The following is a 12,947-nucleotide window of genomic DNA, read 5'->3' as shown; positions in this document are numbered from 1 at the left end:
ATCAACTCCTTTAGAACGGCTCGGGCCATGAAGAGTGGATAGCGTTTAGAGTCTATGCAATCGTCCGGGATGCGACAGCTATCATTTCCGCATAAAGAATCAGCTAACGCATCACCATTTATGGGTCGGATCACATTGTATCTTGCGATTCAACGTCTCTGTTTTCGAACAAGGACGCAGGCTTTCACCAGAGGAAGCCAAACGTAGACTGAATCGTCTCGAAGAACAAATGCGCATGGAATCTTGTATCAATGCGCTGGAGAGGGTGGCTGCGACTGAGAACAACGAAATTTTAAAAAATGCACTTACCTATCTCAGGAAGAATAAAAATCTAACGCCGAAATATGCATTCGTCGTTTTATGGCGGCTCAAGATTAATCAAATAGAACATAATCCCGGATTTTTTAAGGTCACTCTAAAGACTGCCAAGCAAAGATCGGATTTGCTATCAATGGACGAGAGTAGGGTCCATTTAATATGGCCAGCATTGACGTCCACCCAACGCGACATCGCCATCCGCTTAGGACATACACCTCCCGGGTTGTGATGATAGAAATGTGAGCTTTACCCCCCTTAGCTCGCTCAATGGTGAGGCGGCAGCCCGATTTTTTGAGTGCGCGCGGACTAAGGCCGGCGAGGCGCCTTGCGCAGCTGCACAGCGGCTTTTGCCACGCCGCGAGGTACCAGTGGACGTTGATTTTTGGAAGTTCTGGGTAAATGCGTTTGAAGAAGACCCGGTGACTTTCAATGGTTGCCGACTAGCGCTGCATCACATTTCTGAAGCATGTCTCTAAGCGCCATGAGCGTCTGCGGATCAGAAAGTCCTGTCTTGCCATCACACGCCACCAAGCGATCCAAGATAGCGGGGGGCCAGTCCTCGATGTCATCGTCCAAGGCCAGCCATTGCCTGGGCTTCCTGCGCGTCACGTCTTCCAAGATTTGCTGGCCACGCGAAGTGTCCCGAAAGCTCGCCAGAAGCCAGGGATCAGCTCCGTGGACACGTTTGTGGAAAGTGCCACCGATGAAGCGGGCGCGCAGCTCCTTGGGCAACAGCTGCAGCGTCTTGGCATAGCCGGGGCGTATGCACCATGTACTGCTGAGCACGATGGCTACTTGGGGGTAGAGGGCGAGTTCTTCTTGCAAAAGGGGCAGCCACTCGAACAAGGAGTGCTCAGAGGCTTGGTATGGGCTCATGTAGATGCCACGTCGGGGATGCCAAAGCACAGCTTCATGGTGAACCACGCCGTCAAGATCAAGATACAAAACCACGTCAGCGCTGCGAGGCGAAGACGCAGGGATGTAGGGAGTCGAGCTGCCTGCGGACATGCTTGTCATGTCGGCATTTTCACGCCATGCGATGTGATCGTGGTCGGTGACCATAGGGGGCAAGGGGCATCCGCCTACGGCGTGCCACTGCCTGCACCACGACACTGATGCCAGTAGCCCAGCCCGCCAGCGGTCCTTGTGACAACCCGACCACTCGCCCATGCCTCTTCCATCCCCCTTTTCAGAATCTGCGAAGACTCCCGCAGCAGCTCCTGCGCACAACGATCCCACGGCAGTGTCCCACCCCACCGATGGCTGCATTCGTGTTCGTGGCGCGCGCGAGCACAACCTGAAGAACGTGGATGTGGTGATTCCACGCAACTGCCTTGTGGTCTTCACCGGGGTGTCCGGCTCGGGCAAGTCGTCGCTCGCCTTCGGCACCTTGTATGCCGAGGCGCAGCGCCGATACTTCGAATCGGTCGCGCCCTATGCGCGCAGACTCATCGACCAGGTGGGCGTTCCGCAGGTTGATGGCATCGATGGACTGCCCCCTGCAGTGGCTCTGCAGCAGCATCGTGGCGCACCCACGGCGCGGTCGTCGGTAGGCAGCGTCACCACTCTTTCCAACCTGGTGCGCATGCTCTACTCGCGTGCTGGAGCGTACCCCGCGCACCAACCCATGCTGTATGCGGAGGATTTTTCACCCAACACCCCGCAGGGCGCCTGCCCGCATTGCCATGGACTGGGCCGTCTTTACGACGTGACAGAGGCGTCCATGGTGCCGGATGATTCGCTCACCGTGCGTGAGCGGGCCGTTGCCGCCTGGCCAAGCGCCTGGCAGGGCCAAAATCTGCGCGACATTCTCACAACGCTGGGCCACGACATCGACGTGCCTTGGCGCAATTTGCCGCGCAAGACGCGCGAATGGATCCTTTTCACCGACGAGCAGCCCACCGTGCCGGTGTACCCGGGACTCACGGTTGACGAGGTTCGACGCGCGCGCCAAGCGGGCCAGCCGCCCAGCTACATGGGCACGTTCACCGGCGCACGCCGCTATGTGATGCAGACATTTGCCACCAGCCAGAGCGCAATGATGAAGCGTAAGGTGTCCAAGTTCATGGTGGGGACGCGCTGCCCAGTCTGCCATGGCAAGCGGCTGAAGCCCGAGTCGCTTTCGGTCACCTTTTGCGGTCTGGACATTGGCGATCTGGCTCGCTTGCCCCTTGACGCCTTGGCCGATGTGCTCCGACCTGTGGCCGAGGGCGCGACCACTCCAACCGTGACGGGCGATGCCGGTGCTGCCATGACTGCTGCTGCACGCAAGCGCGCCGCACTTCAACGGAAGGCGGACGGCGCCTGCGCCCATGCTGCCGCACCCGATGTGCGCCGCACGCCCCACCTCTCGCCCGAAAAGCAGCTGGCTGCACAGCGCATCGCTCAGGAACTGCTGGTCCGCGTGCAGGCCCTGACCGGACTGGGGCTGGGTTACCTCTCGCTCGACCGGGCGACGCCCACGCTGTCACCCGGCGAGCTGCAGCGCCTGCGGCTGGCCACGCAGTTGGCATCGCAACTCTTCGGCGTGGTGTATGTGTTGGACGAGCCGTCTGCCGGACTGCACCCGGCCGACACCGCTTCGCTGCTGACTGCGCTGCAACGCTTGAAGGACGCTGGCAATTCCATCTTCGTGGTCGAACATGACGTGACCACCATGCAGCGCGCAGACTGGCTGGTGGATGTAGGCCCCGAGGCCGGCGAGCGTGGGGGACGCGTCCTGTACAGCGGCCCGCCCGAAGGCCTCGCAGAGATATCCGAGTCGCAGACGCGTCGCTACCTGTTCGAGGACGGCACGCGTTCACGCCGCGAGCGGCGCACCCCCAACCCCGAAAATCGAACTCAGGGTTGGCTGACGCTGCAAGGTGTACACCGCCACAATCTGCGTGGCGTCGACGTGGCCTTTCCCACAGCGTGCCTGACTGCCGTAACCGGCGTCTCCGGCTCGGGCAAATCGAGCCTGGTTAGTCAAGTACTGCTGGAGTTGGTCACTGCCCACTTGGGGCAGCCCTTTGCGTCGAGTGAAGGTGAAAGCCTGGCCGACGGGCCGCCTGATGCCACAGCGGACGGCGATGACCCGGGCTCCATCATGATGACAGATGAAGGCGCCACTACTTCAGGCCGACTTGGCGGGGCCACCGACCACGTTCGCCGGCTTGTGCGCGTGGACCAGCAACCGATCGGCCGTACGCCCCGCTCCAACCTTGCCACCTACACCGGCCTGTTTGATGCCGTGCGCAAGCTCTTCGCAGCTACACCGGCAGCGCGCAAAAGACGCTATGACGCAGGCCGCTTTTCGTTCAACGTCGCCAAAGGCCGCTGTTCCACCTGCGAGGGCGAAGGCTTCGTGAGCGTCGAACTGCTTTTTCTGCCCAGCGTGTACGCGCCGTGTCCCACCTGCCACGGCGCGCGCTACAACTCCGACACACTGTCCATCACATGGAACGGGCTCAGCATCGCCGATGTACTTGGCCTCACGGTGGACGCTGCCTGCGAGGCGTTTGCCGCCGAGCCAGCCGTGCTGAGGCCGCTGCATGCGCTGCGCGACATCGGGCTGGGCTATTTGCGTCTGGGCCAGCCCGCGACAGAGCTGTCAGGGGGTGAAGCTCAGCGCATCAAACTTGCCACCGAGCTGCAGCGTACCCAGCGCGGCCATACCCTGTACGTACTGGACGAACCTACGACAGGCCTGCATCCGGCCGACGTGGACCGCCTGTTGCTGCAGCTGGACGCGCTGGTCCAGGCTGGCAATACCGTCGTGGTGGTCGAACATGACATGCACTTCGTTGCCTCCAGCGATTGGGTGATCGATATCGGTCCTGGTGCGGGCGCACAAGGTGGACGCATCGTAGCGACTGGGACGCCGCATCAGGTGGCACGTTGCACCGCCTCGCGCACGGCACGGTATCTGGCGGCAGCATTGAACAACACCACCACAAACTGAATGGCTCGCTTGCGATTCGCTACCTTGGAAAAACCGCAATACGCGCTCGACAACAGCTTTTGCGTGGGTGCACGTCGACTGGTTTCTGTCGCTATTCTCTGTTCAAGGCTGGTGTCACTTCTTCGTCAATAGAATGAATTTCTTTGCATGCTTTTTGAGCGCGAGCCTGAGTTGCCAGTTGATCATAGAAATTTGCGACTTCACGAAGCTGCTCTTCATCGAGGTCCTCAATCCCAATCATACGATTGCTGGCAGATTTACTCGCCGCCAGTAACTCGTTAAGTTTAAGATGTAGTGCGACGCTGTCCTTATTTTGGCTTTGCTGGATCAAGAAAACCATAAGAAACGTGACAATGGTCGTGCCGGTGTTGATCACCAGTTGCCAGTACTCTGAAAAAGAGAAAACTGGTCCAGCGGCGGCCCAGACCAGCACGCAAGCTAACGCTATACAGAAAGCAACTGGAGAACCGGCCCACCGTGTAACTCTGCTAGCAAAATGGTCGAAGGCTGTCAGTATTGGTGATCTATCAGCGTAAGAGGCACTGGACGTGTCCGGCATTGAACCCAGCACGTCTTTGGCCGAGCTATTTGGAGTATTCGTTTTAGACATGATGTGCTCGGGTAATGCTGGAGACCGTACGGTCTCCAGGCATATGTAAAACAATGAATCCGCTACACAGCAGGGGGATCGGTTTCGCGTTCGGGATGTCGATGTCGCGCAATTGCAGATACAAACTGTGCGATTGCTGAATCGTCAATCCCCACCACGATCCCGGGATCTTCATTGCCTGAAGGCAGGAGCGGCGGGATTTGTGCCATGTGCATAAGAACCGTGGAAGCAGTCATGACCATTATGGGTTTGCAATGGCGATATTGATCTTTGATAAATTCAAGTGTGTGACCATCCTTAGCCAGTTCCTTGACGCCCATTTCCCCATCAGGCAAGACCAAAGCATCGAAGAGGAATCCTGGTTCGTTTTCCAGTGATGCATCGGCATCAATGACCGCACCCTTACTGGTGGTTAACGGGCCAATGTGAGGGGCAACGAAACGTGGCACCGCTCCCAGTTCGAAGAGCTTGCTATGCAGCTTGATCAGGCTCTCGGCTTCAACGCCATTGGCAACCAAAATTGCAACCTTGCGCCCCTGGATTCCTGTTTCTCCAGGTCGCGCGAGGAGCGACAACGAGGGCGACATGTTCACCTCAGCTGCAGGAGCGCTGGTCAGCGCCTTGGGCATCGGCTCGGGCATTTCCGTGATGCCCAGCTTAACGGCTACCTGGTTTGCTAGCTCTTCAGAGACATTGCGTAAGGAAGACACCATTCGTTCACGGATGGCAGGAACCGTGACCTTGCTCAGCTCGAAACGGAAGGCTGCCGCGATGTGGGCTTGCTCAATCGGGCTTTGGCTATCGAAGAATAGTTTGGCCTGTGTGTAGTGGTCTGCGAATTTCTCGGGTTTCGCACGCACTTTTCCTTGGGCCGCTCTGGCTTCGATCCGTGCAGGAACGGACACAAATCCTTGGGCAGCACCTGCCTGAAATGGGCAACCGCCGCCCAGAGAATTGGGCTCGTAGGCTACCTTGCCACGGTGAATGGCCTGCCGATGCATACCGTCACGTTGGTTGTTATGTACCTGTGTCAAAGGGGTGTTTATTGGGATCTCATGGAAATTTGGGCCCCCAAGCCGCGAGATCTGGGTGTCCACATAGGAGTGGATGCGGCCGGCAAGCAGGGGATCGTTGGAAAAGTCGATGCCTGGAACTACATGCGCAGCACAGAACGCCACTTGCTCCGTCTCGGCGAAGAAGTTATCGGGGTTACGGTTCAAGACCATGCGGCCTATCGGGCGCACGGGAACCAGTTCCTCGGGGATGAGCTTGGTGGCGTCGAGGATGTCAAAACTGAACGCATCGGCCTCTTGCTCGGTGAAGACCTGCACGCCAAGTTCGTATTCAGGATAGGCGCCGGCCTCGATGCGTTCCCACAGGTCACGCCGGTTGTAGTCCGGGTCCGCGCCGGAGATCTTGACCGCCTCGTCCCAGACCAGCGAATGCGTGCCCGCCTTGGGGTTCCAGTGGAACTTGACGAAGACCGACTGTCCCTCTGCATTGACGAAGCGGAAGGTGTGCACGCCAAAACCCTGCATCGTGGCGAAGCTGCGGGGGATGGCGCGATCCGACATCAGCCACATCAGCATGTGGGTGGACTCGGGCATGAGCGAGACGAAATCCCAGAACGTGTCATGGGCGCTCGCGGCCTGCGGCATCTGATGGTGTGGCTCAGGCTTGACGGCATGCACCAAGTCGGGGAACTTCATGGCGTCCTGGATGAAGAAAACCGGCATGTTGTTGCCAACCAGATCCCAGTTGCCTTCGTCGGTATAGAACTTCACTGCGAACCCGCGCACGTCACGCGCTGTGTCCTTGGAGCCGCGCTCTCCAGCCACCGTCGAAAAGCGCACAAACACCGGCGTGATCTTGCCTGCCTCTTTGAAGGGTGCAGCGCGTGTCAGCTCAGTAAGCGGCTCATAGCACTCGAAGAAGCCGTGGGCGCCGGAGCCGCGCGCATGAACGATGCGTTCGGGGATGCGCTCATGGTCGAAATGGGTGATCTTTTCGCGGAGGATGAAGTCCTCAAGCAAAACGGGCCCACGCTCGCCATACTTCAACGAGTTCTGGTTGTCCGCAATAGCCACGCCTTGGTTGGTGGTCAGCACCTGACCCGCCGCATCCACACGCACTCGGTCCAGCGTGTCTACGGTGGCATTGTTGCCTTGCACAGCCTCCGAACCCGTTTTGGCTGAGGAATTTTGCTCGGACAGGGTGCTGGCGGTTGCTAGGCGCGACGCAGAAGCACTCACAGCGCCAGGAGCAGGTCGTGTCCCGTTGTCAAAGCCATGCTCGCCAGCCTTGATCGGGTTGTAAGGGCGGCCGGCAGCAAGCGTCTCAGTCTGAAGAGATTTTTCCGAAAGTTGGTCCACTGCCTTTATAGAAGCAGGACCACTATCTGTATTTCGTGCCGAGGCTGCCTTGACGCTGTCCCCGGATACCTTGTCCGTCTTTTTCATCGTGATCTCCTGGGTTAGGAAAATCTGAGGATAAGGCGAGCTTGCAATAAAGATGTAGGAAGAGGCTGATAAGTTTTAGAGATGGCATAAACGTAAATTTCGAACGGCGAAATATTTTCGGCAAGTTATACGGATACGGCATTTTTTACATTCAAAGGATAAGCTGCCTCGCGGCTTCCGCCTACTTGCTTCCATGCCAAAATTTGGCAGACACTGAGGAGCGATTTCTCAATATCCCAAGTGTTTAATATTATGCAAATATACAGTGTCGAAATGCGGTTCGTCTACGATGTTCGTGATGTGAGTGGCGCTGACTTTATATTTGGTTTCCCTGTCGCGGCCGACAAACAGCAAGTTATTCTGGACGAGGCCATGAAGATTAACCAACCCGTTGAGTACAAATTGCCAGCCAGGCTACGGCGTGGAAACCGTGTTTTCCATCTCCATGCAGAGCAAGGGAATTTTGAGCTGCTCTATAAATCTACTTTTTCACTAACACAGCGTATTTTCCAACCTCGCGAATATAACGAAGTCCCTGTTGGTGTGCTACCGTCAACTACTCTGCCATATTTATATCCCAGCAGATACTGTCAGTCAGATAAGTTAGCTGCAATAGCATATAGGAACTTTGGCAAATCTGAACCTGGACTCCAGCGCATCGCCGCAGTCCGGGCCTGGGTAAGTAACTATATAGCCTATTACCCCGCAGCCGGGGCCACCACAACATCCGCTCTCGACACCATGATTGACCGGGCAGGCGGAGGGCGCGAGATTGCCCACCTAACTATTAGTTTTCTGAGGGCGCTTAACATACCTTCCCGTCTGGTCACGGGCATTAGTTTTACAGAAGCTCAAAGCCAACCTATGCCAACTTTCCACGCCTGTGTAGAGGCTTTTCTGAGCGGTGGGTGGGTGTTGTTAGATCCGATAAGCATAGCAGATACGAAGAATTTCATAAGGATCGGCAGAGGACGTGATGCGGCTGACACTGCATACGCCACTATTTTCGGCGCGGTCATATCGATGCAGCCCACAGTGTCGATGGAAAGAGACTTAAGTAATTTGCCACAGCTGGGCTACTCTCCTTGCAAGGGTGTTCCGGATTGCAAACGGCTTCTAAGATATTCTGGAGCTAGCCATCGTGCCGAACTTCGACTTTAATGACAGTATTGCAAGTTGAACCATTTCAACACAAATTAGTAGGCGCTATCAGTGGCAACATCTCAATAGGCCCTATCGTTTATTTACCAAATTCTTTTCTACCACAGTTCAGGTGCGTAAAATTGCATGGTCTTCTCGCGCCATGTTGGCGGTGATAGCAAGAGTCAAAAATAGGTTTGATTTGATTGAAGATCTTTATTGCTGCAACGTAAAACCCGCCAATCATTGCAATATTTTGTTCAAAACTGTAAATATGGTGGCAGGGCTTTTTGGAGAGCGGGTGATGGCCTTCTGGATCTTCTGATTGTTGTTGACCGATTGGGGAATGATTTTCAGGAAATGAATAAATATGGCGTTGGAACATTTAATTTTGGAGAATGATTTAACAATAAATGCATAGATAGTCTTTGAGAAATATAATATGGCGAGTCTTTTGCACCATGGTGGGACTAAAGTTTCTCGCTTGTCTTCCATGAGGTGATTTTATGACCAGGAAGGAAAAGACGCCTGAGGAGTTGATCTCGGCGATATACCAAGCACTATTCAGTAGTCAGTATTCGGTCCATTTCCATGTGAAGAATTTACCAGGCATCTCGATAATGGCCCTACCTTTGCAACAAGATGCTTGTGCGTCCAATTGGGTCATCAACATTGAATCAGGTGACCCCGAGCTTCGGGCAGCTATCAGGCACGCAGCATCCATGGTTCAACACGAGTTTGACTTGATTTCCCGTCACAGTTAATCAACGGCTCGTGCATTTGAAATTCTTTTTTCGCACGCTCCGTGCGGAGATGGACCGTGTGCGCGAAGCTCTTGTCTTGAATCGATAAGTCAAAATACCATTACCGGGTTTTCCCGCTACGCCTAGGATGCTCGACTGTGCAAGCCAGGGTATTTTGATCAGGTGGTGGTCTGTGCGCCCATCTTACTAGGCTGATACCTCGTTAAAATCAGCAGTATGACGCCTCCTTTTCAAGATGAAAGACATCAGCGCCCACTACAGCGCTTGATTGGACGCCCTTTCTTAGCTGCTGCACTATCCCTCGGACTTTTGACTTTCCTGTTGGTCGCTACCAACGTGTGGCTCGCGTGGCGTGCACATGCTGACGCGTGGTCCCAGGCCGAAAGAACTTCTCGGAATCTTGGGCATTCTGTTGCACATCAATTAGACAGTGTGTTTAGCGAGGTCGGACGGCTACTAAACACCATAGAATATATAATTGAGCAAGCAGATATGGAGCTGGCGGCCCTTGAGTCGCTTCAGCCATTGATGGTCAACCATCTAGGAAACGCCGATTATTTGCATGGAATATTTGTATATGATGCCAATGGAAATTGGCTCGTACACACACAGGCGACTCAACCCCCGAATGCAAACAATTCAGACCGTGAGTACTTTATAAGCCATCGCGAAAGCCCGAGTAAAAAAGTGCTTGTCAGTAAGCCGTTGCAGAGTCGTTCCACGGGCGAATGGATTATTCCGGTTTCCAAGCGTCTCAACGATGCTAGCGGAAGATTTGCGGGTGTTGTTCTTGCTACTATTCGGGTTAAATATTTATTAAATCTTCTGGATGGATTCGATATCGGAGAAAAGGGCGCAATTTCGTTGAGCCTCGCCGACGGTATCCTTGTTGTACGAAGGCCATATTCCGTATAAGATTTGGGTCGAAACATTCCAAATAATCCACTCTTGGATATAGCAAAGAATGAACGTGCCGGAATGCTATTGCTTGCGTCTCCTTTTGATGGAATAAGACGACTCGTCATTTTTGAACATCTGGGAAGTAATCCTCTCTTTGTGACGGTAGCGCTCTCTGAGGAGGAAATTCTGTCTCACTGGCGTAGCGCTACCCAAGTGCAAGCCATTTGTTTACTAATAATTATTACAGTTATCGCACTATCTGGAAGCTATGTTTTCCGTAGCATGAAGGTCCGTAAAGAGGCTGACCGTGCGCTGCATAACGCTCATGATCAAATCATGCGGAAAAATCAACAGCTTGCCGAACTCGCGGATCAAGATGGTCTGACGGGTATATTCAATCGGCGAGCGTTTGACCTAAGGCTCGCAGAAATTTTTGGACAAAGTCGTCGGTATCAGCGCAAACTATCAACAATAATCTTCGATGTAGATCACTTTAAGAATTACAACGATATTTATGGTCACTTGGCCGGTGACGATTGTCTAAGACAGGTGGCATCAGCCCTTTCAGGAGCTATGCGGCGACCTGGAGACATCTTGGCGCGCTACGGAGGCGAGGAATTTGTTGCAATTCTTCCGGATACTGATGGGCAAGGTGCCTTGGAAGTGGCAAATAGTGCGAGAGAAAGAATTGAAAGTCTGATGCTTGTCCATGCAGGCAGCGATATTGGAATAGTTACCGTTTCCTGTGGCGTGGCAACGGCAGACTGGAATGACACAAATTTGACTTCCGAGAAGCTGATTGACCTGTCAGACCAAGCTCTGTATACCGCGAAGCGTTTGGGTAGAAACAGATGCATCCTGAGCGCATCTGGTCGTGCAGTGGGAGAGCAGTAGATTCCGATCGCGCCAATTTTGGAAGCTCTTCATACGGAAATTCTCTGAAAAATACTACAGCATCGTCCGTGCAGGCCTACAGAAATTAATGGCTTTCGGTAGGAGTATCAACATCCCTACCACTCCCTCTGGAGAACGATGATGCCCAAGACACGCTATGACGAAGTCCAGCTCAAGGATTTGCTGTTGCAAATGATGGAAACTGAGCTAGGCGGAGAACAGGTTTATCGGACCGCTTTGCAATGTGCCATCAACGAAGACCTGAAAGAGGAATGGGAAAAGTATCTGGAAGAGACGTTAAGCCACCAGAACGTTGTCCGCACGACATGTGAGTTCCTGGGCATCAATGCGGACGAAGTGACGCCTTCGCGCCAAGTGGTCAAGCACATCGGATTGTCGCTGGTAAAGGCCATGGAACTGGCGCTCAGTGCCGGTGACCGAAGTGCAGCGCAGCTCGTTGCTTGCGAATGTGTGGTGCATGCGGAGACCAAGGATCACGCAAATTGGGAGCTGCTGGGCATGGTGGCGGAAGTGGCCACCGGTGAGACAGGTAAAGCGCTCAAGGAAGCGCATGCGCGGGTGGAGAAGGATGAAGATCATCATCTTTATCACACAAAGGGCTGGTGCCGTGAACTCGCCATCCAGAGCCTCGGTCTGCCGGCCGTCCTGCCACCGCCTGAAGAGATCAAGCAAGTGGAGACGGCCATTGGTGCATCGCGTGCCGAGCAGCAGCGCAAATCCATGCTCTGACGACCAAAATGCCGCGTAGTCAGGTTTTAAAGCCTACCGATGTGCCTCGTAGTCCGGTGGTTCTGTTGCTGGTTGATGTAATCAACCCATTGCAGTTCCCGAATGCCGGTGGTTTGGTTCGCGAGGCAGTACGAGCGGCATCCAAGATCTCGAAGCTTAAAGCCAAGCTTAAAAGTCGTAATATTCCGGCAATTTATGCCAATGATAACTATGGAACTTGGCAGAGCGAGTTTTCTGATATTCTTGTCGAATGCATGGGGTTATCTGGGCCTCGTGGAGAAATAGCGCGGACTCTCGCCCCCAGTGAGTCAGATCTAGTGATATTGAAACCCCAGCATTCGGCATTTCATTCCACTCCGCTTCAGCATCTCCTCGATCGCATGGAAGCCGAGAAATTGATCATCGTGGGTTTTGCCACGGATATGTGCGTCATGCTTTCTGCCACCGATGCACGGATGTCTGGATATAGCGTGTGGGTGCCGAGCGATTGTACGGCAGCTGAAAATCCTTCAAGAAAAGCATTTGCTTTACGGCATCTTCGCCAGTCATTCAAGTGTTCTGTAAGAGCATCAACTGGTAGGATGGAGAGCGATGATTAAGGACCTGGTCCTTTATGCAATAGCGAAGTTTGCCATATCTCACGCTGAACCGCGGCAAGCGATAGCATGTACAGACGCTGGTAAATCAGCGGAAAACCTTGCCATACAGTGTAGAAGTCAACTACATCTTGTGCGTGATTGATATTTGGAAAAATGCGCCTCCAGCTTGACCGAGCCTCAATGCCTCACCAGATTCATGCGCGATGACCTCTTGGACTTTTGCATGTGCAAGCGCAGTCTTGGCACGCCAATCCTTGGCGCTTTCTGTACATCCCAAACTGGCGACATACCCTTCATAGAGCCCATAGGTACCGCCAAAGATGGTCAACATGGCTGTCTTGAAAGCATGCTCAGCAGCTTTGAGTTCCTCAGAGCCTAGGCTATGAGCATTTCGCAAGACCACTTCTATCTCGCAGTCGGGACTCGGGAGACCCTCAACATAGTCACGAGATGGACGTGCATCCCCGGGCGGAAGATAAGACATCCCTTCAAGGACAGCAGCCAAGCTGTCATTTTTCTTGGCGTGGGTTTGGTAAATATTCATATTGCTCTCCGTTAACCGTAACTTTC

General features: G+C 54.2%; 12 protein-coding genes. 7 read left to right on the top strand and 5 right to left on the bottom strand.

Annotated features, from left to right (window positions below):
* Positions 1–142: 142 nt before the first annotated feature.
* Positions 143–547 (top strand): hypothetical protein, encoded by a 405-nt coding sequence (locus PO605_RS29235; RefSeq protein WP_272207276.1) that lies wholly within the window; start codon positions 143–145, stop codon positions 545–547.
* Positions 548–744: 197 nt separating this feature from the next.
* On the opposite strand, the gene PO605_RS29230 is transcribed toward PO605_RS29235, so the two are convergent.
* Entirely contained in the window at positions 745–1,380 is a 636-nt protein-coding gene (locus PO605_RS29230) for an HAD domain-containing protein (RefSeq protein WP_334313829.1), read from the bottom strand.
* Positions 1,381–1,486: 106 nt separating this feature from the next.
* Between PO605_RS29230 and PO605_RS29225 the strand changes: the two genes are divergently transcribed.
* Positions 1,487–4,261 (top strand): excinuclease ABC subunit UvrA, encoded by a 2,775-nt coding sequence (locus PO605_RS29225; protein WP_272207275.1) that lies wholly within the window; start codon positions 1,487–1,489, stop codon positions 4,259–4,261.
* A gap of 91 nt (positions 4,262–4,352) precedes the next feature.
* Here the strand turns inward: PO605_RS29225 and PO605_RS29220 are convergent, their stop codons facing one another.
* Both PO605_RS29220 and PO605_RS29215 read right to left on the bottom strand, forming a co-directional pair.
* Positions 4,353–4,871, bottom strand: a complete 519-nt coding sequence (locus PO605_RS29220; protein ID WP_272207273.1) for a low affinity iron permease family protein — start codon at positions 4,869–4,871, stop codon at positions 4,353–4,355.
* Positions 4,872–4,933: 62 nt separating this feature from the next.
* Positions 4,934–7,330 (bottom strand): catalase, encoded by a 2,397-nt coding sequence (locus tag PO605_RS29215; protein WP_272207272.1) that lies wholly within the window; start codon positions 7,328–7,330, stop codon positions 4,934–4,936.
* 273 nt (positions 7,331–7,603) lie between these two features.
* Here PO605_RS29215 and PO605_RS29210 point away from each other — a divergent pair, with 273 nt between their 5' ends.
* Entirely contained in the window at positions 7,604–8,491 is an 888-nt protein-coding gene (locus PO605_RS29210) for a transglutaminase-like domain-containing protein (RefSeq protein ID WP_272207271.1), read from the top strand.
* Between the two features lie 79 nt (positions 8,492–8,570).
* On the opposite strand, the gene PO605_RS29205 is transcribed toward PO605_RS29210, so the two are convergent.
* Entirely contained in the window at positions 8,571–8,855 is a 285-nt protein-coding gene (locus tag PO605_RS29205) for a hypothetical protein (protein WP_272207270.1), read from the bottom strand.
* Positions 8,856–9,450: 595 nt separating this feature from the next.
* On the opposite strand from PO605_RS29205, the gene PO605_RS29200 reads away from it, so the two are divergent.
* From PO605_RS29200 to PO605_RS29185, 4 genes are all read left to right on the top strand, one after another.
* A complete protein-coding gene (locus tag PO605_RS29200; protein ID WP_272207269.1) occupies positions 9,451–10,149 on the top strand; it encodes a PDC sensor domain-containing protein in 699 nt (232 codons plus the stop codon).
* Between the two features lie 33 nt (positions 10,150–10,182).
* The gene (locus PO605_RS29195; RefSeq protein WP_272207268.1) at positions 10,183–11,028 is read left to right on the top strand and encodes a GGDEF domain-containing protein; all 846 of its coding nucleotides are present in this window, start codon (positions 10,183–10,185) and stop codon (positions 11,026–11,028) included.
* 141 nt (positions 11,029–11,169) lie between these two features.
* Positions 11,170–11,778 carry a hypothetical protein gene (locus tag PO605_RS29190; protein ID WP_141832051.1) on the top strand — a complete coding sequence of 203 codons (609 nt, stop codon included), beginning with the start codon at positions 11,170–11,172 and terminating at the stop codon, positions 11,776–11,778.
* An 8-nt stretch (positions 11,779–11,786) separates the two neighbouring features.
* The gene (locus PO605_RS29185) at positions 11,787–12,377 is read left to right on the top strand and encodes a cysteine hydrolase family protein (RefSeq protein ID WP_272207267.1); all 591 of its coding nucleotides are present in this window, start codon (positions 11,787–11,789) and stop codon (positions 12,375–12,377) included.
* Positions 12,378–12,498: 121 nt separating this feature from the next.
* Here the strand turns inward: PO605_RS29185 and PO605_RS29180 are convergent, their stop codons facing one another.
* A complete protein-coding gene (locus PO605_RS29180) occupies positions 12,499–12,921 on the bottom strand; it encodes a hypothetical protein (RefSeq protein ID WP_272207266.1) in 423 nt (140 codons plus the stop codon).
* Positions 12,922–12,947: the final 26 nt, after the last annotated feature.

Source organism: Delftia sp. DT-2 (genome assembly GCF_028401915.1).
GTDB lineage: Bacteria > Pseudomonadota > Gammaproteobacteria > Burkholderiales > Burkholderiaceae_C > Comamonas > Comamonas tsuruhatensis.
This window is presented reverse-complemented; position numbering and strand designations above follow the sequence as displayed.

Excerpts from the sequence above, each read along its gene's own strand:
- PO605_RS29215 (WP_272207272.1), bottom strand. The coding sequence starts at position 7,330 with ATGAAAAAGACGGACAAGGTATCCGGGGACAGCGTCAAGGCAGCCTCG.
- PO605_RS29190 (WP_141832051.1), top strand. The coding sequence starts at position 11,170 with ATGCCCAAGACACGCTATGACGAAGTCCAGCTCAAGGATTTGCTGTTG.
- PO605_RS29210 (WP_272207271.1), top strand. The coding sequence starts at position 7,604 with ATGCGGTTCGTCTACGATGTTCGTGATGTGAGTGGCGCTGACTTTATA.
- PO605_RS29185 (WP_272207267.1), top strand. The coding sequence starts at position 11,787 with ATGCCGCGTAGTCAGGTTTTAAAGCCTACCGATGTGCCTCGTAGTCCG.
- PO605_RS29225 (WP_272207275.1), top strand. The coding sequence starts at position 1,487 with ATGCCTCTTCCATCCCCCTTTTCAGAATCTGCGAAGACTCCCGCAGCA.
- PO605_RS29180 (WP_272207266.1), bottom strand. The coding sequence starts at position 12,921 with ATGAATATTTACCAAACCCACGCCAAGAAAAATGACAGCTTGGCTGCT.
- PO605_RS29205 (WP_272207270.1), bottom strand. The coding sequence starts at position 8,855 with ATGTTCCAACGCCATATTTATTCATTTCCTGAAAATCATTCCCCAATC.
- PO605_RS29200 (WP_272207269.1), top strand. The coding sequence starts at position 9,451 with ATGACGCCTCCTTTTCAAGATGAAAGACATCAGCGCCCACTACAGCGC.
- PO605_RS29220 (WP_272207273.1), bottom strand. The coding sequence starts at position 4,871 with ATGTCTAAAACGAATACTCCAAATAGCTCGGCCAAAGACGTGCTGGGT.
- PO605_RS29230 (WP_334313829.1), bottom strand. The coding sequence starts at position 1,380 with ATGGTCACCGACCACGATCACATCGCATGGCGTGAAAATGCCGACATG.